Raw genomic sequence first — 21,533 nt, 5'->3', positions numbered from 1 at the left:
TAGTTTAAATTGCGTTTAGGTTCTTAATAAACCTAGTTGTGTGTTCTTGTGTTCGACCAGTTTCATCAAGTCTTGTGCAGCATCTTCAATGGTGTCAGCCAATTGCGCAAGTTCTGCTGCCGCATCTGAAATCCCTGTCATATTTGCGCTTAAGTCTTCGGTTACCGCACTTTGCTGCTCAGCAGCAGTCGCAATTTGAGTAACTTCATTAGAGATATCATCGAGTGCTTGTACCATTTCACTCATTTGTGATGAGGCGCTGCCACAATGAGTCATGGCATCACTGGCTTGTACCACTGAGCGTTCAATGATGTTTTCAGACGTTTTTACTTCATTTTGTAGATTATCAATGAGCTGACTGATCTCATTGGTTGAATCTTGGGTCTTAGAAGCTAAAGACCTGACCTCATCGGCAACGACGGCAAAGCCTCGGCCTTGTTCACCAGCGCGAGCCGCTTCGATGGCAGCATTTAAAGCCAGTAGGTTGGTTTGCTCTGCGATTGAGCGAATTACATCAAGGATTTGTGTAATGTCACTACTGCGAACGGCAACCGCATTGATAGATTCTTTGGCACTGGCAACTTGTTCAGACATCACCTGCACAGAGTCTGATGCAGCAGAAATACCACGCTCACTTTCTTTTACCTTTTCGTTGGTCGCATTGGTTGAAGCTGCCGCATTCTCTGATGAGCGGGCAACTTCGCTGGCAGTGGCACTGAGCTCATTGATGGCTGTTACCACGCTATCAATCTCCATATGTTGCATGTTTACTTTGGTTTTAATATCCTCAGCCGCCTGCGAGGTTTTGGTTGATTGTTGATAAGAGTTGTTGGCGAGTCCTTTTAAGTCATTCACCATATTTCGTAGCTTTTGTGTGAATAAGTTAAAGCCTGTCGCAATGGCAATGAGCTCCTCATGTTGCGTGACGTCGAGCTTTACCGTCAAATCACCATCGTTACTTGCAAGATTCTCTACTCTGTCTTTGATGTCTGTTAGTGGGTCGATAATGGTCTTTAAAATAGCCACAGAAAGGGCTAATGCGATAACCGATGTGATCACCCCAATAAAGAGCATGCTGGAGCCAACAGAGGCATTGTCTTCAGCCTGTTGTTCCGCTAACTCTTGTGCGCGCGCAAGTGCCAGATCTTTCGGTAATTCAATGACCAAGCTCCAAGTTGTATTGGCGACCTTAATTTCAATGGGCATAGTGAAAACGAGGTGACTGCCAATTTCGAGTTGAGTTTGTTGTTTACGGTTGTCCATAATAGTTTTGCCCGCGTTACCCGGCAGAGACTCTGTTAAGGGGCGTGCCAGCTTGTCGTAGTGGCTTGAGCCAACTACTAACCCTATATCGCTGAGTATGCTGACTTTGGCTTGACCATTATAAAGCGACTTCGACACTTCTTCGGTGAGAGTCTGAAAACGTGGCAGGTTTATATCAACACCGACTAAACCAATAAAGCGACTATTGGCAATCACTGGTACGGTGAGAGAAGTCATTAACTCAGAATTACCGGGTGTGATTTCATACAAGTACGGCTCCATAATACAGGGCTTAAGATTATCTTTGGCGCACAAATACCATTCACTTTCTCTAAAGCCAAACTCATTGCGGGCATTGAGGTATTTTTCGCCCGGATCTTCAATTTGGTGTTGCGTGAATTTACCCGGCGCATCACGGGTTATATAAACTTCTAAAGAGCCTGCACCAGGAACCGAATGAGTCTGACCAGATCTACCAAACTGACTGTCTTTACCATCGTAGCCATTGGCTTCAAATTGCGCATAGATTGACGAGATACCTTGGTTTTTCTCGAGCGCTCCCAACATCATCAAATACAGGCTTCGTCTTGAAATAGGTTCTTGCTCTGCTGTTTTGGCTATGCCGCCAGATAGGCTGTAAGGAATTTGATACTCCTTGTTGATATAAGCACTGACTTGTTCGGCGTACAACCTCGCTTTCGCAATTAATCGAGCATTAATTTCGTCTAACACAACACGTTGTACACGATCACTTTGAACTTGATTATTATCATTGAGCTGCACCCAACTAATGGTGACTAATGAGGCAACAAGCAACATGAGTGTGATGGAAATAAAAGCGATTAGCTTAATCTTAATAGAGCGCTGATTCATATTCCTACCGTTTAATTGTGAGATATTCTTTTTGATTATTAAGTATTACTTAATATAGACAAATTATGACTTTTTGCTGGCAGGGGTCAAGCCAACTGAAGGAGGAAGATTAGCTCATTTCCTAATCTTCCTTGTTGAGACTTATAACATTTTTTGGATTAGTTTTTTATTTTCAACCCCAAATACTTTGCTATGTACGTCGCTAATAAAGTGCCATTGACTGTCAACATTATCAGGTGTAAATGTGAGTGTCATAAAGCCACGCTGGTGGATGTTGGCAAACTCTAGATCGTCAACCAAGAGTTCAAGTACCTTAGCAAATTTGCTGACCTGTGACTCTGGCAATTGTAGGTAATACTCTAGACCAGGAGAGCTCACTGATGGTGTCGCAAATTCATATCCGCATACATCGCCTTGTGCTGTACATAACTTACCTGACCAAGCGTTATGGGTATCGCCAGCAAGGGTAACGAGGTTTTTGTTTGCGGCTTTAGCTGTTTGTAATAAGACTTCACGCTCTACAGGGTACCCATCCCATGCATCTAAGTTATATGGTGCGGTAAAACCGATACGCATTTTATCTTGCTCTGTTAGCGTTGGGTCTGCTGCTTGAGTGCGTGCTTTTAATTGCGCCAGTTCTGTCATTTGTGCAGCGATAGCAGGGCTTGGGTTGGCCATGGCAGCCAGTAACTCTGCTGGAAGCATCATCTTTGTCATCAGTACTTGTTGGCCAAGTACTTGCCATTTGGCATCTGAGGTTTTGATATTGTCAGTTAGCCAAGTTAGCTGCTGAGTTCCAATTAGTTGCTGATCGGGGGAAACCAGATCTGCTTGGAAACTTGCAGTATCTAACTGACCAGATGTTGGGTCAAAATAGTTCTGATAATCAAGCGGTTTAACGCGGGCTTCATGACGTGTGTCGAGCATGTAAAGGGACACCAAAGAGCCAAAATCAAATTTGCGATATAGGCTTTCGGTTTGACCTGTAACGTATGGTCGAATAGGCATCCATTCGTAATAGGCTTTAAGCGCGGCCATTTTTCGGTCGGCAAACATGCCTTCATCGTCATTATGGTTCTCAGCCCCATCTAGATAGGCGTCGTTACAGACTTCGTGGTCGTCCCATACAGCAATGAAAGGCGCTTTGGCATGCAGGGCTTGCAGACCTGTATCTGTTCTGTATAGCGCATAACGTTTGCGGTAATCTGTTAGAGAGATGAGCTCGCCTTGGTTATCTTCTGGTAGCATTCGACCAAGCTCAGCCGCTTTGTCAGTGGCGTATCCTCCCATGCCATATTCATAAATATAGTCGCCTAAATGTAGTACTGCATCTAGGTCTTGCATTTTTGCTGCTTCAGCATATGCGTGAAAATAACCCGCAGGGTAATTTGCACATGACATAACCGCTAATTTCACTTGCGACACATCTGTTTCAGGTAAGGTTTTTGTTTCGCCCATAGGTGACGGGCTCTCGTTGGCTTTGAAACGGTAATAATAGCGGGTATTGGCTTTCAGCCCTGTCAGGTCGACTTTTACTGTGTAATCGTTTTTCGCTAATGCAGAAAGTGACTCTTTAAATTCTATGTTTTCAAATGTCTTGTCTAGAGAGACTTCTAAGCTGACATTGACATTATTAGGCGTACCCTCAGGAGTAACTCGGGTCCATAGGATGACTCTATCAGTTAATGGGTCACCACTTGCCACACCGTGATCAAACGCAACGGCAAAGTCGTTATAAGATGGACTTGAGTCATTGTGACCACATCCAGTTAAAGATAAAGATACCGTGGCAGCGCCGACACCAGCTAATGCACTTTTAATAAAATTGCGACGTGAAAGCCCTTTCATGAGTTGTACCTCTTTATTGTTATGCTTCAGAAAAGAGGCGATGTTAGAGAAGAGTTATGACATTTTTACGACTGGTCTTACCTTGTAATAAGTTGTTCATACTAGTGTCATATTGTTTCAGCTTATAATTATTAATATATTGATTTATATGGTTTTAAATCAGCGGTTTTTAGGACTTGATTGGGCAAAAGCTAACAGGAAAAGTCAGTATTAAAAACCCAGGTTGAGCAAAAATAGTTGACTGAACTAGTATGGTTAGGTTTAGTGTCTGCTTTTAGGTGTTTAAGTTGTTGTAATCTTGGTCGATAAAGGTATTTAATGGTGACACGCTTAGTTGTTATATCTATCACTGTTAATTAAGTAATTTATTTTGAGAATTGGTATTCGTATCAGCACTTGTTCAGATCGATTAAGTTAAAAGCTGCAAGGTGTACTCCCAGAGTTATAAATGGAAAAGTTGAGTTATGTTTAAAGATGTCAGTGACCTTGCTAGTTGTGAAGTATTAATCGTTGATGACTCTGAGCTAATGCGCAGGCTACTAGAGGGGTGCCTGCAAGAGATATGTAATGTAAAAACAGTCGAGTCAGCCGAAGAAGCAATTGCCTATTGCCAAGAAGAGCAGCCAGACTTAGTTTTGATGGATTGGGTACTAGAGGGCATGTCTGGGCTTGAAGCCTGTAAAAAAATGCAAGCAACGCCTAAGTTATCTGAAATTCCAATAGTATTTGTTACCTCTAACGCCAATGAAGAGAGTCAGTTACAGTGTTGGGAAGCGGGCGCTGTAGACTTTGTGCCTAAGCCTATCGTACCGAAAACGCTGCAAAACCGTGTCAAGACGCATCTTAAATATAAACTTCAAGCTGATATTTTACGTAACTATTCTTTTATTGATGGCTTAACAGGTATTTATAACCGCCGTTTCTTTGATACTGAAGTAGAAAGACTACTGAAGCAGCGCCATCGTACAGCTCATTCACTTTCTATGATCATGATTGACATCGATTTCTTCAAAAAATATAACGACCATTATGGGCATTTGGCGGGTGACGATGTACTAAAGCAAGTGGCTGATAAGCTAAAAGAAATTGTCAGAAGACCGCTTGATTCGGTATGTCGCTACGGCGGTGAAGAGTTTGTCGTATTGCTTCCAGATACCCCTTTGCAAGGTGCGAAGATTATTGCCAAAACCTTAGTGCGTGCAATTGCTGGTATGGAACTAGAACATAGCCAATTTGAACATAATGTTGTGACCATTAGTGCGGGCGTTGCGTCTGCCACCAAAACATGCAACTCAGTTGAGTCGTTGATGCAAAGCGCAGACGATGCGCTTTATCAAGCAAAAGGCGCAGGGCGCAATACCTATAAATGCGCTAATTAGAGACTGATAGGCGGTGCAGAAGGTTTAGACAAAATATAAATCATCACCGCCACTTCGATACTTGCAACAAGTATTAACACCCATAGTGCGGGTTGGCTATAAAATAAGATCGCATACCCAAGTAGCATTCCCAAACCGGCTCCCCATTTTCCTTTGATAGGAATAACTTGATGATCATGCCAAAGTCTTAACGGTTCACCGAATTTAGGGTGTGTGAGTAGCCAGTTGGCGAATTTTGGTGAAGAGCGAGTAAAACAAGCAAGCGCGAGAATAAAAAAGATGGTGGTTGGCATCACAGGTAAGGCCATGCCGACAAAACCAAGACCGACAAAAATGATCCCAGCAGCATGAAGCCAAAAGCATTTATTAAAGAGTTTAGGACTACTTTTGCTCATTAATTAATCTCGCCAACATGTAATATTTTAAGCTTATCACAGAGTTATTAGTTTGCGAGTTTTTCAGCAACATTGAAGCATGACGTTTGCGTGAAGATGCTTCATTTGGACGTTTATATGTTTACTATGAGTGGGGTTATTCGGTAATGTAGTCGAGATATCAAAATTTTGAAGTTAGGTGAATTATGGAACTTTCAGCATCAGTTTCTATCCAGCGCACGGAGTCTGGACTCGAGTATTTAAATGTCGACGGTCCGCGTTGTAGTGCTAAAATCTTTTTACAAGGTGCACAACTGACAGAGTTCACGCCTGTTGGCAAAGGCAATTTGATCTGGGTGTCAGAAGATGAAGACTATCTAGAGGGCAAAGCCGTTCGTGGTGGTATTCCTATTTGCTGGCCATGGTTTGGCGTGCACAGCGACCCTGATTGGCCAATTCATGGTGTGGCACGTAAATTAATGTGGCGTGCTGAAGAAGTACATGAAAGCGATGAAGCCATTGTGATTAAGCTTTCATTACCTATGACTTTGGTTGATGAGACCTACTGGCCGCATAAATCTAAGCTTGAAGTTGAATTTCATTTAACAGAACAGTTAAAAGTGAGTCTAACTAACGCAAACTTGGGTGATTCACCCTTTACTTTAACTCAAGCACTGCATACTTACTTCCCGACGCCAAATATTGAAGCGACGACAGTGGATGGCTTACAGGGCTCGAAGTTTATTGAGTTTGGTGAAGGCCCATTTGATCAAAATGAAGTTGTCGGTTTCGCTCGTGAAACAGACATGGTGTATACCCAGGCAGCACCGGTTCAAGTTATTAGAACACCAGACGGTAACATTGAAGTGGGTCGTGAATGCTCTACTTCTTGCGTGCTTTGGAACCCGTGGATTGAAAAGTCTAAGCGTTTAAGTAACTTTAGAGATGACGAATATAAAACCATGCTGTGTCTAGAAGCGGCAAATGTAATGGATGACGCTGCTACCGTTGAGCCGGGGCAAAGTCATACTCTGACAACGACATTGCGCTGGGTATAAACCCTTTTCATAATAAGTTCTAAATGTGTAAACGCATTTCAGAACGAGATAATTAATTTCAAAAAGCTGCATTGCGTGAAGTGGCTTTTTTTATAAATCAAACTTGATAATGATTCTTATTTGCATATAATCAACTTTAAGGATGGTGTCTGACACAGTAAATATAAGGAAGGGTGATGATCTTTGTTTTAAGTTTAGCTGTCGTAGTATTAATGATAATGGCTTTAGTCAATATTAGAGCGTACACACCGCTATTTAAATATCTGCACCATATTGCGACTTGGTTAGCCGCGGCAATCATAGCCAGTGCTATGTTTTATATGGGACTAAGTATGCTGTTGGCGGTCACGATGTTTGTGGTGGCTGGTGGTATTTTGGCGTTATTTATCACTTTGGCAAAGCCAGAGCAGGGCGAGAATAGCTTTTTCTGAGCTCCCTTGGTTTTGGTTACATAACACCATGTTACAATTTCATACGGCTTGCCTACATTCTTAACAATGTGATTCCCTTATGCTTTACGCATATTTGAGAAAGGATCACGGAACATGCATTCAGTTATGAAAAAAGTCGCCCTTGGCTCACTCATGTCTTTGTCGAGTATGAGTTATGCCGCGCCGATGTGGCAAACCATAGAAACCGAACATTTCAATGTGCATTACACGCAAGGACATAAGCGCTGGGCAGAATCTGCCGCACACGAGCTTGAGTTAGTTCGCAATAAAGTACTTGAGCAGCAAAATCGCAGTCTAGAAGCCAAAGCCGATGTAGTGGTCTTTGACCCTTACCATGGTGCAAACGGCTTTGCTATTCCAAGTACCGATAAACCCCTAATGGCGTTATTTACCACGCCACCGCAATCAGACACCGTGATCTCTAACAGCAGTGGTTGGCAGCAACTATTGATTTTGCATGAGTACATTCATTTGGTGCATTTATCTCAACCTAATCGTAGTACATGGCGACAAACACTTCGCGATGTATGGGATCCATACGATATCGCGCTTGCGATCATGCCTCGCTGGGTTGCAGAAGGTTATGCCACCTTGATGGAGTCGAAAATGACAGGGCGAGGTCGTTTATTTGATAACTACACTGAAGCCCTCCTCACAGAATTCGCACGCCAAGGCGCATTATTACCTTATTCTGCGCTCAATAATGGTAACGATAGTTATTTGAGTGGTTCAATGGCATATTTAATCGGTGTGCGATACTTGGCATGGCTTGAAAAGAACTATGGTGAGCAGACTTTAGACTCTGTTTGGACTCGTATGCAGGCGGTGGAGTCTCGTGATTTTGACGAGGCGTTTAAGGGCGTATTTGGCGATCATCCAGCAAAATTATATAAGCGCTTTGTCGCCGAATACACTTATCTGAGCATGGCTTCTGCGCAAGATTTGCCCGAGTTGGATACTAAGTTATGGCATGACTTTAAGTTTGACGCTAAAAACCTGCGTTTATCACCGAGCGGTGAATTCATTGCCGTGACTGAGCGTGATAGCAAAGGTCGTACTGAGCTTAATATCTATGTGACCAAAGACAATGAAAAGGCTGAAAAAGACTTTAATGAAAAGCAAAAAGCCTTACTCGCGGCAGATCCTAAAGATGTAGCTGATAATGCCCCAGAGACCTTTGGCAGAATAAAAAAGCACACCCTGACGCCAAGTAACTTTTCAGGCATTCGCTATGCGCGTTGGAAAGATGAAAATACTTTGTATTTCGTGGCATCTGTGCAAAAACCAAATGATCAGCATGCGGTGCAAGGTGAGCTATTTCAGTGGACACTCGATGATAACCAAGTCACACAGTTAACTGATGATGCGGGCATTCGCCGTTTTGCGATAGATAAAAACAACAATGCGATTGTGGCTGAGAAAGTACGCTATGGTTATTCACACTTAGTGAATTTAGAGCTCAACAAAGGGTCTGAAACCATACTTTCAAGCAATCAACTGGGCGATACATACGACTATCCTGAGATCTCTGAAAATGGCAATAAACTGGCCTACTTAAAATCAGGGCTTAATCAAAACTGGCAGCTGTATGTGCGAGATATGCAAACACAAAACAGCTTTCAAGTACCTACCCCTAAAGGTTATCAATTCTTAACTCAGCCCAGTTGGTCCAAGGACGGCAATACCTTGTTTTACGTAGCCGGTGTTGAGGGCGCGATTAACCTATATGCTTATGACTTTAGCACGCAGCAGTTGTTGCAATTAAGTCAAGGTCAGCATGTCGTGAGTTTTCCGCAGCAGTTGAATGACAGTGAAATGCTTTATCTCGGTATTTCGTCAGAAGGTCCTGATGCTTACACACTGGACATGGATAACACAGCCAGTTTGGTCACAGAGTTGAGTGACACGAAGCAAGCCCCTAAACTCTCAAATGCATCCGTGCAACTTGATGATGCCCAGATTTACCAACAGCCATTGCAAAGTAAACCCTATGATAAGTGGGATCATAGTGCATCCATGACCTTGGGCTCACAGTATTACAGCGCTAGTACTGAAGTGTTACATCTGGGAGTAAAAGGGTCTGACTTCTTAGAAGAACTCAGTTGGCATGTTGGGCTGAGCAAAAGCTTGGGCGACAGTACCTTAGTTGGTGGTTTTGCCGATATAAAAATGCAACAAGGGAATACTGAGTGGCAGGCAAAGGGCTTTTCGTTTGAACTAGATACCGCAGCGCAAAGTCGCGGAGCCGAGGTTGCTGCAATGGCACCGCATACACTGCAACAAACAGGGCTTAGCGCACAGGTTAGTCATAGCTATCGCCAAAATATGCTGTCATTGACCGGCCATGCTTCCGTACATGCGAGTGAACTAGACACAGGCTTAGGAAACCAAGACGAACGCTGGTTGCGCCTTGGACTGGAGCAAAGCTGGCAATATGACAAGCAGGCATTTGCGATTGGCCAGCAAATTCAAGCCCAATGGCTAAATGGCAAATCAGGCGAGACGGACTGGCAGGGCTACAACCTTACTGCGACTATATTCGGAAAAGCGTTTCATATGCCTTTGTATATTCAAGCAGAGCAAGCTAGACGCGAAGATTCATTATTAAATGTAGGAGGCTTTAGATCGAGCCTTATTGACCAGAATGTCATGGCAAATACTATTTATGAGCCTGACTTACCTTTCTTTGCAGGTGTTGCAGAGCGTTATCAAGGATACGGTGGTGGTGTGGCAGTGTCAGAGGGCGCTCCTTGGCTTTATTATCAACAGCACCAATTAGATAACCAGGTGTTTGGGCAAAGCTATGGAGCCAAATGGACCACCTGGTTTAATGGTCGAGATTGGAGCGCAAAATTCGCCCCTGCGGGGATCAGTGATCTACGTATCGACATAGGCTTAAGCCGAGTTGAAAGCGAACGTTTTGAAAATGAAAACCGCGCATGGCTTGGGCTGTGGTTTGATTTATAGGCGTTAATGACTTGTTGGGTTATTAAAGTTGGCTTCTTTGGTAACCCATCTTTTGGGGCTTTGTTATGTAAATAGTCACCTTTGAGTTGTGAGCCATAATTAACATTCCAAATGTTGTTTCCAAAAAGGGTGCTGTTTGAATTATACTATTGCGATAAAGGAACTAATCTAGCAATAGCGATATGGATAAGTCACTCGAAACAATATTATTTGAAATTAGCCAAAGCCCAGAAATTGATAGTGGCGATCTTAAAACGGCTGGTAGTTTAATCATTCAAGCATGCTGTAAAGGGTTAAACATATCGCGCACATCTATGTGGTCAGTAGATGAAAGTGGCGCAAAATGTCATCTCCTGATTGATAATGGTGAATTTCAAACATTCGATAACTTCTTTTTGAGCCGCCAAGCATTTCCTATTTACTTCCAGAATCTAGATAACGAGAGAATCATCGCTGCAGCTGATGCGGTGAACGATAAAATCACTTTTGAATTTGCTGAGGTCTATTTAAAGCCTCGTAACATTGCTTCTATGCTAGACGTGCCAATACGCCGAAAAGGTAAAATGATCGGTATTATTTGCTGTGAACATCAAGGTCAGCACCTTAAGCATTGGCAAGATGATGAACTTATATTTGTATCTACTTTGGCTGAGCTGTATGGGCGGGCGATCAATGCACACCGTAGTTTGCAATATGAAGAAGCGTTACGCGACCTTAATGCAGAGCTCGACAGTATTGTGAAAAAGCGCACAAAAGAATTAGAAGCCACTATCTATGAACTTAAACAAGCGCAAGAAGAGCTCGCCGAAAGTAAAAAATTGGCTGCACTCGGAGAGATGGTCGCAGGCATAGCTCATGAAGTTAATACCCCTTTAGGTGTTGCGATAACTGCGGCGAGTTTATGTGCTGAAAAAATGAGTGCAGTCAGTACAAACCTAGAGAATAAGACATTGACCAAGCCTATGCTAAGTGATTTTCTGAATCACTCTGGTGATGCGCTCAAAATAGTATTGGCAAACCTTGATAGATCGGCGCATCTAATGAATGATTTTAAAAACGTCTCGGCCAACCAAATTAATCCCACTCGTGAAAAAGTCATAATAGAAGAGTATGTTGGGCAAGTATTAAATACGCTTAGCCCTAAGCTGAAAAAACACAAAGTGCAGGTTGAGTATAATATTGTAAGTCGTCATGCACGCTATACTAACCCAGGTCTACTCGCGCAGGTAATCTCGAATCTTGTTAACAATACCATTGATCATGCGTTTGAGACTGAACAGTCAGAGAAGAAACTAGAAGTTATAATCGAAAAGACAATTGATCATATATATATTCACTTTAAAGATAATGGCAAAGGCATTAGTGAACAGCACTTAGCACATATATTTGATCCTTTTTTTACTACTAAAAGGCATGAAGGTAATACCGGTCTGGGTTTATCAATCTCTTACAACTTACTCAAAAAGCAACTAGGTGGAAGTTTAAGTGTCTCTTTAACAAAAGGGGGAGGTAGTCAATTTACGATGTCACTACCAGAGGTATTTTCTAACAATGTTCGCAAAGATAAAGTTACTTCTGAAGCTCAAATACTCTTTTAAGCATATAAGCTTAATTTAATAGTCTTATTTATTATAGGTTTATACGTGCTATACAAGCCCAGAAATTGCTGGGCTTTTTTAACTATAGAATACTAAAGTGTGAGCTCGAGAGACTTCAGCTTAGCTTCGTACATCCCCGTTTTTTCTTGGGAATCAGACATTTTGATAGCTTCTTCTAAAGCAATTTTGGCCAAGTCATGACGGTTTTGTAAATAGTGAACTTTGGCTAACTCAAAATGTGGTTCAGGTAGGTAAGGGTAGTGTTTAATTATTGCATTGAGGATCCGTTTCGCTTTGCTGAATTGCTCTTTTTTTGTTGCTTTAATTGCTACTTGTAAATAATCAAACGGGGTTTTAGCTGATTTTTCTAGTTCACTTTCAAGGCGTAGCTCTAGTTTTTTGTCGCCAAGTTTATCGGCTAAATACTTATAAGATGCTATAAGGTTGCTACTTACCATTTCATGTTTTAGGGCAAACTCAAACAGCTTTTTTGCCGTATCAGTATCACCGGCACGACGATGCAGAATGGCTAGAAGGTTAATAAGCTCTGGATTGCGAGGGGTAAACTTAAAGGCCTCTTTGGTGAAAGAGTAACTTAAATTAAAGTCTTCTTTTAATAGAGCCTCTGTAGCGAGGTTGGCGTAAAACTTTGCGACTAAGCTCGGGTATTTTGCATTACCTAGGTAAATAGTACTTTGCTCAGGGAAGTAGTCTACAACGGTGCCAGCTCGTAAAATTTGAATCCAGTTTTTATCTTCTGGCTCTTCTTTAGGTGCGAATAATTTGGTGTTGAAGTGTGTAGATACTAACACGAGATCTTTTTCTTTTTTAAAGATCGGGTAAGTTGAAACTTCACGAAAGCTAGTTTCTAGACCTGCTAAATTGGCATAGGCTTGAGTTAAAATTGCTAGACTAACGCAATTTCCATATTTTTGCTTATATGCCTCAGTTGCGGTGAAGGTTTTACCGTCATAAGTGAAGTTACTAACCGAGTATTCAAGGTAATCTGCAATTATTTTATCTGCTCTTTTTCCTTGAGATATTGAGCTATTAAATTTTTCTATAAACTTTTTTTGCTCAGCATCAGGAAGAGAGAAGATGTCTTGTTCGTTGGGAACGGGTTGCAACTCAAACAAGGTCGGATTTGCTAGTGAAATCGGTGAGGGAATGACAGCTTTTTCTTCTGGTTTAGGCTGTATTGAATTACAACCTGTCAGTAAAAAAGTGATGAAAAGAAACACAAATAAATAACGCAAAATACAGCTCCTTGTTATCTGTCAATCTAGCTTTGCACTGCTCAATTTCTATTCTTACCTCGTATGCTTGTATTTGTAAAGTTATTCACTAAAATGCGCGCCCTCTTTCAATTATCAATAAAAATCAGTTTTTTACATCGTATTTTATTGATGGTTACGCCTTTTTTACTTGTTCACAATATCGTTACAGGAGCCAGCGTTGTTCGACTATTTGCCGATCGCCTCATCCCTCATTTTAGTCTTTAGTTTTTGGCCCTTAATTAATAAAGTGCGCCGTAATCGCAGTGTGTCAGGGCTGTCACTGATGATGATGAGCTTTGGTGTGGCACAGAGTAGTTACTTTATTGCTTACAATTTGTTTTTTGACCGCTTGTTCATGGTGTTGCCATTTGGGGTGACCGGTGCTTTGAGTGCGCAGATCTTATATTACTTTGTGCGTTATAACTCAGATGAAAAACAGCGTAAACAGTTGGCGATAATACTGCTGTGCTCAGTACTGCCTTTTGGGCTGTTATTATTACCCAATACCGATGCGGCAAGTTTGTTAAATGGCCTAACCTATGTGGGTTTAGTGATGAGCTCAGTTAGGGTTATGCCACAAACTTATAAAACGATTAAAAGTGGGGATGTGTCGAACTTGAGTGCCCGCTACTTTTCGCTGCAGTTTATTGCAGGTTTAACCGGATTGAGTGCAGAGTTACATATGACGCAAGTGAGTGTGGCACACGTACTCACGTTTGTGATGATCTTACTGACAAATGCTGCGCAGCTGGCGTGTATTCATTACTATCGCCGCCCTGCGCTGGCCTAAACTTGCGCATAATAAAGATCAAAGTGGCAAGCGTATTGTCACTTTTGCACCGTCTTGGTGGTTACTCAAAGAGAGCTCACCACCATGTCTCTCTATAATGTCTTGGCAGATAGCAAGGCCAAGTCCATGTCCCGACGGTTTAGTTGTGTAAAGCGGTGTGAGTGCATTGCTTAAATTGGCAAAACCTGGGCCGTTATCGCAGACTGTGATCTGTTGCCAACTACCTATGACTTGATTTTGTATGGTGACTTTTGCGTCTGACTCGGCCGCTTCTTTGGCATTCTTAATTAAGTTAATCAGCACTTGTTCTATTTGTATTGCATCAGCAATTAAATTACTGGCGCCAGAGTAGTACAGCTCAACTTTCTGCTCATCTGCGCACGCTTGAACGATCCCTTGTAAATTAAAATGCTGAGCATGTGGCTCAGGTAACCGACTCAAAGTAGCGTAACTTTTTATGAAGCTCAGTAGTGCCTCGCTGCGGCTTTTGACACGAGTTAGAGCCTGGCGAGTTTGTGATTCGGGCAGTGGCTCATATTCTAATAAGGTCTCTGCCATCGAGCTCATAGGAGCCAGAGAATTAGTGAGTTCGTGTGATAAAATACGAATCAAATCAGCTTGGCTCTGGCGCTTGGCTTTTTGTAATTGCTCACCAATAAACAAGGCGCTTACCAGCGTGTAACCTTGCTCTTTAAGCTTAAATAATTGTAACTGCCATTGTTGATTGAAATCATCATGACAGACATTATTCTGCGAGATTTTAAAGCCTGTTTGTACCTGTGGCATGCCGGTGAGTAATGGTAGATTTACCGCCTGATGCATGCTGTGGTTAAAAAAGCACAGCTTTTGTTGTTCATCGAATACTGCAATCGGTGTGGGCCAGCTCTGCAACAGTGAAAAAAACAGTGGCTGTTGCTGTGCTTCATCTTGATGAAATAGATTGCTCAGTTGCATACCAAGTTGCGCAATGGGGGCGCTGTGATCGGTAAAGTTTAAACTGAGATTGGTTTGCCCTTGTTGTTTAGCATTCACAAAGGCTTGTAGTTGTTTTATGGGTTCAAACCAAGCCAAATATATGCGGTACGCTATGTAGCTGAACAAATAAGCTAAGACTGAAAATACACTGGCAGTGAGTAACACATCGCTGCTCCATGTATAAAGTAAAGCGCTGCTCAAAGTGAGCAATAACAGTACAGAAGCAGTTAAGAGCGTTTTTACTTTGAAAGTTTGAGTATGTCTCATGGCTTACTCTGGCAAATCGATTTGATATTTTTCTAAGCGACGATAAAGCGCATTACGAGAAATACCTAGTACCTTGGCAGAGGCACTGATCTGCGACTCATTCGCTGCTAGCACATCCAGAATGCGCTGCTTTTCGAGTGCTTCTAAGGTCATTGCTGGCACTTCAGAGGTTTGCTCTGAATGCATCGTTTCAATCAACAAGTGTGTTTCATCAATGGACTCGTTTTGACAGATAAGTACTGCACGTTCAAGGGTGTGACTTAATTCTCTGACGTTGCCCGGCCAGTTATGCGAAAGAAGTCGCTGGCTGGCAGTTTGGTCTAGAGTCGGTCGAGCCTTGTTATATTTTTGGCTGTATTTATCAATGAAGTGCTCGGCAAGAGGTAAAATATCCGCTTGTCTGGCTCGCAGTGGTGGCAAGGTGATGACAAATGTATTGAGTCTATAATACAGGTCTTGTCGAAATTGCTGTTTAGCTATAGCTTGCGGAATATCTTGATTGGTTGCTGCAATTAAGCGCACATCAACTTTGCTTGGCGCACTCGCGCCCAGTGGCGTAAATTGCCCAGTTTCTAATACTTGTAGTAATTTGGGTTGTAAATGAATGGGCAGTGCCCCTATTTCATCCATAAATAAGCTACCCGACTGGGCTTGACTAAATGCCCCTAAACGGTCTGTCTTGGCATCGGTAAAAGCCCCTTTTTGATGACCGAATAGCTCGCTTTCGAACAAGTTATCTGTGATGGCCGCCATATTTAAGTTGATCAAGGGAGCTTGGCGACGGTGGCTGAGTTGGTGAATACGCTGCGCTAGTTGTGATTTGCCTGTGCCGTTTTCACCTAAAATCAGTAAGTTGGCGTCTGTTTGTGCCAGTTGGTGAACCAATTGCTCAATTTGCTGCATTTTCTCAGAATGTGCTACCCAAGCTGAAGCGCTATCACTTTGCACTTTGGTAGGCTCGATATGTCGGGCGATCTGTGCCAATAAGGCGTCCTTACGCCATGGCTTTTCAACAAAGTCTTTTGCACCGAGTTGCATACCTTTTACCGCAAGTTCAATGTTTGCCCAGGCGGTCATTAAGATGACCGGAATATTCAGTGCGGTAAGCTCCGGCAGTAAGGTGAGGCCCTCTTGGCCTGAAGTGGTATCACGAGAGAAGTTCATATCAAGCAAAATTAAGTCGGGGGACAGACGCGTTAATACTTGTTGGCAGGCAAATGGGTTTTCGGCTTCAACAACACGATAACCAGCTTGCTCGAGTAATAAACTGAGCGCGAAACGTATGTCGTCATGATCATCGACAATTAAAATGCAGGGCTTTGATATGGGCATGAATATATGTACTTCTTTCTAGGGCGGCTACCATAGCCGCCCGGTCCTTGATTCAGAGAATTAATATTATAACTCTCTTAGTGCGCGCATCGGGTCGGCATTAATAATGCGCCAAACAACCCAAGTAATGGCAAAGAGTACGATAGCAAGCAAGGCAAAACCAAACAAGCCCAGTGCCGTCCAAGAAAGTGTTGGCAAGCTGCTATGGTTGTGCTGAAGCACTATATAGCCAATACTTGATAGCGTAATGGCAATGCCTGCGGCAATCAGCAATAAAGGCGTGATGCTTTGCAAAGTGCGCTTCAGTAATGATACTCGGGTTGCACCTGTTGCCATTCTGATGGCCAGTTCAAAACGTTTTAATTCGCTAAAACCAACCGCCATGGCATTTGAGCCAACAAAAGCCAGTAACAAGGTCAATACGCATAAACCTGAAATGAAATAAAAGCGAATGCGATCTTGCTCAATATGTTTGTCCCAAATTGATGCCAGTGAGTCAAACTGTAATTGCTTTATTTTTGGATGTGCACTTAACATGGCAGTTTCAAGCTCTGATTGCTTGAATGTTTGTCCCTCAGGCAACTGCATCATGATGTAAACTCCGGTATTTGCAGTATTTATAATAGGTGCCATTAGGGTTGGGTAGCCTAGCCCTTTGCTGACAAGACTATAGTGGTCGGCAATCACACCAATGATTTGCAAGGTACCTATTTGTTTGCCAATGGCTGATTCAATCGTACCATCCTGAGATAATTGCAATGCTAAAGGTTCATTAATAATGGCGACTTGCGCTAATGAAGTTTGTTCTTCTGCTGTTATGTTGCGACCCGCTAGTAACTTTAACCCAAACGCGTCGACATAATCTGCGCCAATGTTTTTGTACATGTATGTGATTTGTTCGTTAGTATCTTCATCGAAATTCATCGAAATCATCATATTTGAACCAAATGGTTCACTTTGAGAGTCGAGAATTTTGAGTTGAGGTTGAACGTTTTGAGCTGCTGACGATAACTGTGCTTTGATATCTAGAATCTCTAAGTGAAGACGCTGCTCTTCAGCACGTCTTAGCTGTTCTTCTGAAGGTAGTGGGTCACCTTGTCCCTCGAAATCAACTTTTACCATCATAGTATTGCCTGGTGTAAAACCTAAATCGACGTTCACCTTGTTGTAAGTTGCTTCGGCTAAGAGGGCTGTACCTGTCATGATCAACGCGGCCGAGCTTAATTGTGCGATAAATAAAGCTTTTGTTAGCGGGCTCATTTTGCCAGCATTCACCCCTTTGTTAGAGGTATTAATGTGTTGATTCAATGCTGTCGAGTCGCACTGAAATATGGCAGAAAGAGAGAAAACAGCATTGATGATCAAGACAATGAATATGGCCATACTAACAGTCACGAGATCTAAATTTACCAGTGAAAGCATTTCAATATTGCCACCGCTGATGATAGGCAATGCACGAATAATCCAAGCACAGGCAAATAGGCCAACGAGCGCAGAGAGTAAAAACAGTGGCAGGTTCTCTAAAAAGGCAATGATAAATAAGCGCTTTCTCGGAGAGCCTAGGCATAGGTGTGTGGCTAATTCTTGCTCGCGTTGTTGATAGTGAGACAAAAATAAGTTGAACAAGTTTAAGCTCGCCATGAACAGCAATGCAGACACTGAGATAAATAGAAAAATAATCAGTGTGTTTTGATCTTTCATTAAATGTGCACGATAAAGCTCAACCTTGCTAGATGTGCCCATTTGCTCTAGCATGCCTTTGTAGCTTGCTAATTCAGTTTCGTATTTTGCGAATAAATGCTGCCAAAATTGGGTGAGCATTTCTTCGGTAAATACGTGATTTTGCGTTTTAATGAAGAGTTTATTTGAGCCGCCAAATTGGTTCGACGGGGTATCAGCTAAGTGACTTGATAAATCAAAAAACTGCCATGTTTGCTGCGAAATGATATCATCCATACTATAAAAAGAGCGGAAATCAGCGAATACCCCACGGATAATTAGTTGCTTTCCTTCTAGCTCTAATTGTCGACCGACCACATTCGCGCTGCTGGCAAAAGCGTTACGCCACAAGCTCTCAGATATCCACACTGCACCCTCTTGATTACTCAAGTTTGGCATCTCACCAATCAATAGTGGTGTATTGGCAATAACCGTTTGAAAGTTATTTGAAGCTGTGAGCTTAGTAATAGCGAGATTTTGCTCGTTGACCTGTACAAAATTGGCTCGGGCGTGCAAGGTTGCAACCTCACCAATTTGCTTATAATAATCGGCAAATTCGGCGGCACCATGGCGGTTAATAATCGAGATTTTAAAGTCTTCAGAGACCTGTACCTGCCTATCAACGTGATAAATATTTTGCTCGTCTTTAATGTCTGGCAAAGGCTTAAAAATTAGATTGCTGCTCATGGCAACGACTGTCAGCACGGCAGCTAAAGTCAAACTTAATGTGATCAATACCGGCAGGGCTAACCTTGGTTTTGTGATCAGCCTTTGCACCCCGTGTGTCAGCGCGCGTTGATATATACTCATGCTACCGCCTCCTGCTGTTCGACTAAGACTTTGCCATCAAATAAACGAATTTGGCGTTTCGCCATACGACTATATCGTTCGTCGTGTGTCACCATGATAATGGTTGTACCTTGGCGGTTAAGCTCTAATAACAGCTGCATCACGGCATCACCATTTTGACTGTCTAGGTTACCGGTTGGCTCATCCACGAGTAGCAGATCGGGTTCACCTACTAAAGCGCGTGCAATCGCAACACGCTGTTGTTGTCCGCCAGAAAGCTGACTTGGCGTGTGATCCAAGCGACCTGTCATATTAACGGCGGCAAGCTGTTTTTCTACGGCGGATTTAATGTCTTTTTTGCTCGCGCCACGATGTTCAAGCGGCAATGCCACGTTTTCGAACACAGTTAAGCTATCGATCAAATTAAATGACTGGAATACATAGCCAATATGCTTATTTCTGACTTGCGAACGCTGATCGACGTTGAGGTTTTTTGTGTCTATGTCTGCCAACACATACTGACCGTCAGATGCGGTATCAAGTAACCCTAAAATACTGAGTAATGTCGATTTACCACAGCCTGAAGGGCCAGAAATAGCAATGAATTCGCCTTCTTGAATTTGTAACGATACATCTTGCAACGCATGTGTGTTTACTTGCCCTTGCTGATAGATTTTGTTGATGTTGTTAATGGTCACTAAAGTTTTCATGTGCGTTCCTTATAGTTTGTCGTTATCAAGCGAAAGCTGACTGAAATTATGCCACTGACTGAGATCAGATGTGATAACTATGTCACCGGCTTGTAGGCCGGAGTGAATGAGAAGGTATTGCTCGCTCAGCTCACCAAAGCGAACTTGTGTTTGTGTAAGCTGCGCTTGCTGCGCTGTTTTTTTATAAAGCGGTTGCGTGCCTAAAGGTGAGAGGCCCGGGCGCTGTGCGATATAGAGCGCATTTTCAAGGTGCTCTAAAAACACTAAGGCATTAACTGGCTGTGCAGGACGTAAGTTAGCTGGCGCGCCTTCAGTAAAGTGCACTTCGGCAATAATAAAGCCGTTTTCAACCACAGAGCCGAGCTGTTGTACGGTGCCCGAAAATGCCCCTTGAGGATGTTTTAAGTTAACTTGCGCGCCCAGTTTTACGCGCTCAGCAAGACGTTGGGGAATATTAATGCGCGCCATTAACTGAGACTTAGAGCCAACACGAGCCATGGCCTGACCTTGAGATACGCGCTGCCCAAGTTCAATATCGAGCTGCTGTAAAGTGCCTTCGATGCCTGCTTTGACGGTGAGATTCGCCACTTTATCGGCAATGAGTGCTACTTGTTTTTGCTGTTGATTAAGCTGTATTTGTTGTTGTTCCAGTTCAAGTTTGTGCATTTCTTGCTGCTTTTCGAAACGATATTGTGCGAACTGCAATCGTTTTTGCAGTTGCGATAAACGTAGCTCAGCACGTTCTAACTCTATCTTGGCGGCGATCCCTTGTTGCGCGAGTCTCTGGTTTACATCTACATCGAGTTGTGCAGCCTGAATTTGGCTTTGCATATCGGCCAGCTCAGCTTGAAAGTTCAGTTGTTCGTTTTGCTTTTGTAACTTAAATGCCGCGAATTCTGAGTGCATACGCTCTAGCTGTGATTGGCTTTCAAAGAGTTGCTGGTCAAGATCTGGATTACTTAACTTTGCGATGATGCTGGTTGGCGTTACTTCTGCACCTGCGCGTATAAAGATTTCTGTAACCTGTGCGGTTTCGGGCGCACTGATCAAGCGCTCGTAGCGTGAAGCATATTCTCCGAGCACAGGAATTTTAATATCAAGCGGGCCTTGTTGAACTGTGGCTGTTTCGAGTTCAGCGGTCCTTAAAGTCGGTATTGACGGGCTATTTAGCCAGAAAACGAGTAATGCAATAGTCATTAACCCCGCGGTTAGCCAAATATATTTATGTTGTTTTGGTTTGTGTTGAGTGGTGGTCGAAATATCCATGTAAAACCTGCATATAAGTAACTATGCTAAGGATTAAGGAAGTCTTGTGCCAAAATTTAAAATCATTAATTATCAATTGTTTGTGGTCTTTTATGAGTGATTTCTAGATGACGTGTGTGCGGTAACGAACAAGGAATGTTCGATTTCGGGCAACTCTGACTCAATCGGTAGATATTTACACCTTGTTGCATTTTAAATTGATTATGATTTTCGAATATTGGGACTAACCGCTATATTATGATGAGTTAAATTATTACCAAGGTTGGGGTGAAATGTTCGTGTTGATAAAGACCTTACTTTTTAAATTGTTTAAACAGCAGGCCAGCAAAAAAGTGGCGGGTATTGTGGTTGAAAAAGCGATGCAACAAGGCATGGCATATATGGCGAAACGCGGCGAGCAGACAGAAGATGACACCATGTTGCTTGCTGCGGCGTTAAACAGCTTGGCCAACAAAGGGCTAGAAGACGGCGTTTATCCACTTGAGTGTGGGCAAAAGCGTTTTAATGTGACCATTCGAAATCAAGGTATTGTGGCTATTCAGCCGATCGAAGCCAGTAAAATGTAGTTGTCCAAGACATAGATTACTTAGAACAGA

The 21,533-nt window shown here is 42.7% G+C and carries 16 protein-coding genes; 7 read left to right on the top strand and 9 right to left on the bottom strand.

Going from position 1 to position 21,533, the window contains the following annotated elements:
* Positions 1-15 precede the first annotated feature (15 nt).
* Both ACGHEH_RS13790 and ACGHEH_RS13785 read right to left on the bottom strand, forming a co-directional pair.
* Positions 16-2,136 carry a methyl-accepting chemotaxis protein gene (locus tag ACGHEH_RS13790; protein WP_390446283.1) on the bottom strand — a complete coding sequence of 707 codons (2,121 nt, stop codon included), beginning with the start codon at positions 2,134-2,136 and terminating at the stop codon, positions 16-18.
* Positions 2,137-2,277: 141 nt separating this feature from the next.
* Positions 2,278-3,984: an alkaline phosphatase D family protein gene (locus ACGHEH_RS13785; protein WP_390446282.1), complete on the bottom strand. Its 1,707-nt coding sequence runs from the start codon at positions 3,982-3,984 to the stop codon at positions 2,278-2,280.
* Between the two features lie 464 nt (positions 3,985-4,448).
* Here ACGHEH_RS13785 and ACGHEH_RS13780 point away from each other — a divergent pair, with 464 nt between their 5' ends.
* On the top strand, positions 4,449-5,363 hold the full coding sequence (locus ACGHEH_RS13780) for a diguanylate cyclase (protein WP_390446280.1): 915 nt from the start codon (positions 4,449-4,451) through the stop codon (positions 5,361-5,363).
* Here the strand turns inward: ACGHEH_RS13780 and ACGHEH_RS13775 are convergent.
* Entirely contained in the window at positions 5,360-5,758 is a 399-nt protein-coding gene (locus ACGHEH_RS13775; protein WP_390446278.1) for a YbaN family protein, read from the bottom strand. The genes ACGHEH_RS13780 and ACGHEH_RS13775 overlap by 4 nt on opposite strands.
* A gap of 185 nt (positions 5,759-5,943) precedes the next feature.
* Between ACGHEH_RS13775 and ACGHEH_RS13770 the strand changes: the two genes are divergently transcribed.
* From ACGHEH_RS13770 to ACGHEH_RS13755, 4 genes are all read left to right on the top strand, one after another.
* Entirely contained in the window at positions 5,944-6,795 is an 852-nt protein-coding gene (locus ACGHEH_RS13770; RefSeq protein ID WP_390446276.1) for a D-hexose-6-phosphate mutarotase, read from the top strand.
* Between the two features lie 176 nt (positions 6,796-6,971).
* A complete protein-coding gene (locus tag ACGHEH_RS13765) occupies positions 6,972-7,226 on the top strand; it encodes a hypothetical protein (protein ID WP_349284882.1) in 255 nt (84 codons plus the stop codon).
* 114 nt (positions 7,227-7,340) lie between these two features.
* On the top strand, positions 7,341-10,214 hold the full coding sequence (locus ACGHEH_RS13760; RefSeq protein WP_390446274.1) for a TolB family protein: 2,874 nt from the start codon (positions 7,341-7,343) through the stop codon (positions 10,212-10,214).
* 182 nt (positions 10,215-10,396) lie between these two features.
* The gene (locus ACGHEH_RS13755) at positions 10,397-11,812 is read left to right on the top strand and encodes a sensor histidine kinase (protein ID WP_390446272.1); all 1,416 of its coding nucleotides are present in this window, start codon (positions 10,397-10,399) and stop codon (positions 11,810-11,812) included.
* 92 nt (positions 11,813-11,904) lie between these two features.
* Here the strand turns inward: ACGHEH_RS13755 and ACGHEH_RS13750 are convergent, their stop codons facing one another.
* Positions 11,905-13,068: a tetratricopeptide repeat protein gene (locus tag ACGHEH_RS13750; protein WP_390446270.1), complete on the bottom strand. Its 1,164-nt coding sequence runs from the start codon at positions 13,066-13,068 to the stop codon at positions 11,905-11,907.
* A gap of 199 nt (positions 13,069-13,267) precedes the next feature.
* Between ACGHEH_RS13750 and ACGHEH_RS13745 the strand changes: the two genes are divergently transcribed.
* Complete coding sequence (locus ACGHEH_RS13745; RefSeq protein WP_390446268.1) at positions 13,268-13,879, top strand: hypothetical protein; 612 nt, start codon at positions 13,268-13,270, stop codon at positions 13,877-13,879.
* An 18-nt stretch (positions 13,880-13,897) separates the two neighbouring features.
* On the opposite strand, the gene ACGHEH_RS13740 is transcribed toward ACGHEH_RS13745, so the two are convergent.
* The 5 genes from ACGHEH_RS13740 to ACGHEH_RS13720 form a co-directional block, all read right to left on the bottom strand.
* The gene (locus ACGHEH_RS13740) at positions 13,898-15,121 is read right to left on the bottom strand and encodes a sensor histidine kinase (RefSeq protein WP_390446266.1); all 1,224 of its coding nucleotides are present in this window, start codon (positions 15,119-15,121) and stop codon (positions 13,898-13,900) included.
* A 3-nt stretch (positions 15,122-15,124) separates the two neighbouring features.
* Positions 15,125-16,453, bottom strand: coding sequence for a sigma-54-dependent transcriptional regulator (locus tag ACGHEH_RS13735; protein WP_390446264.1), 1,329 nt, complete (start codon positions 16,451-16,453; stop codon positions 15,125-15,127).
* A gap of 66 nt (positions 16,454-16,519) precedes the next feature.
* Entirely contained in the window at positions 16,520-18,982 is a 2,463-nt protein-coding gene (locus ACGHEH_RS13730; RefSeq protein WP_390446262.1) for an ABC transporter permease, read from the bottom strand.
* Positions 18,979-19,671: an ABC transporter ATP-binding protein gene (locus tag ACGHEH_RS13725; RefSeq protein WP_349284875.1), complete on the bottom strand. Its 693-nt coding sequence runs from the start codon at positions 19,669-19,671 to the stop codon at positions 18,979-18,981. Before ACGHEH_RS13725 ends, ACGHEH_RS13730 begins: the two co-directional genes overlap by 4 nt.
* A gap of 9 nt (positions 19,672-19,680) precedes the next feature.
* Positions 19,681-20,937 (bottom strand): HlyD family secretion protein, encoded by a 1,257-nt coding sequence (locus tag ACGHEH_RS13720; protein WP_390446260.1) that lies wholly within the window; start codon positions 20,935-20,937, stop codon positions 19,681-19,683.
* A gap of 272 nt (positions 20,938-21,209) precedes the next feature.
* On the opposite strand from ACGHEH_RS13720, the gene ACGHEH_RS13715 reads away from it, so the two are divergent.
* Positions 21,210-21,503, top strand: a complete 294-nt coding sequence (locus tag ACGHEH_RS13715; protein ID WP_130255394.1) for a hypothetical protein — start codon at positions 21,210-21,212, stop codon at positions 21,501-21,503.
* Positions 21,504-21,533 lie beyond the last annotated feature (30 nt).

Source organism: Pseudoalteromonas sp. MTN2-4, assembly GCF_042848605.1.
In the GTDB taxonomy this organism is placed as follows: Bacteria; Pseudomonadota; Gammaproteobacteria; order Enterobacterales; family Alteromonadaceae; genus Pseudoalteromonas.
The sequence above is the reverse complement of the archived record's forward strand: the minus strand, read 5'-3'. Positions and strand labels throughout refer to the sequence as shown.

Bases quoted from the DNA above. Each gene is read 5' to 3' on its own strand.
- ACGHEH_RS13790 (WP_390446283.1), bottom strand. From the start codon at position 2,136: ATGAATCAGCGCTCTATTAAGATTAAGCTAATCGCTTTTATTTCCATC.
- ACGHEH_RS13785 (WP_390446282.1), bottom strand. From the start codon at position 3,984: ATGAAAGGGCTTTCACGTCGCAATTTTATTAAAAGTGCATTAGCTGGT.
- ACGHEH_RS13780 (WP_390446280.1), top strand. From the start codon at position 4,449: ATGTTTAAAGATGTCAGTGACCTTGCTAGTTGTGAAGTATTAATCGTT.
- ACGHEH_RS13775 (WP_390446278.1), bottom strand. From the start codon at position 5,758: ATGAGCAAAAGTAGTCCTAAACTCTTTAATAAATGCTTTTGGCTTCAT.
- ACGHEH_RS13770 (WP_390446276.1), top strand. From the start codon at position 5,944: ATGGAACTTTCAGCATCAGTTTCTATCCAGCGCACGGAGTCTGGACTC.
- ACGHEH_RS13765 (WP_349284882.1), top strand. From the start codon at position 6,972: ATGATCTTTGTTTTAAGTTTAGCTGTCGTAGTATTAATGATAATGGCT.
- ACGHEH_RS13760 (WP_390446274.1), top strand. From the start codon at position 7,341: ATGCATTCAGTTATGAAAAAAGTCGCCCTTGGCTCACTCATGTCTTTG.
- ACGHEH_RS13755 (WP_390446272.1), top strand. From the start codon at position 10,397: ATGGATAAGTCACTCGAAACAATATTATTTGAAATTAGCCAAAGCCCA.
- ACGHEH_RS13740 (WP_390446266.1), bottom strand. From the start codon at position 15,121: ATGAGACATACTCAAACTTTCAAAGTAAAAACGCTCTTAACTGCTTCT.
- ACGHEH_RS13735 (WP_390446264.1), bottom strand. From the start codon at position 16,453: ATGCCCATATCAAAGCCCTGCATTTTAATTGTCGATGATCATGACGAC.
- ACGHEH_RS13730 (WP_390446262.1), bottom strand. From the start codon at position 18,982: ATGAGTATATATCAACGCGCGCTGACACACGGGGTGCAAAGGCTGATC.
- ACGHEH_RS13725 (WP_349284875.1), bottom strand. From the start codon at position 19,671: ATGAAAACTTTAGTGACCATTAACAACATCAACAAAATCTATCAGCAA.
- ACGHEH_RS13720 (WP_390446260.1), bottom strand. From the start codon at position 20,937: ATGGATATTTCGACCACCACTCAACACAAACCAAAACAACATAAATAT.
- ACGHEH_RS13715 (WP_130255394.1), top strand. From the start codon at position 21,210: ATGTTCGTGTTGATAAAGACCTTACTTTTTAAATTGTTTAAACAGCAG.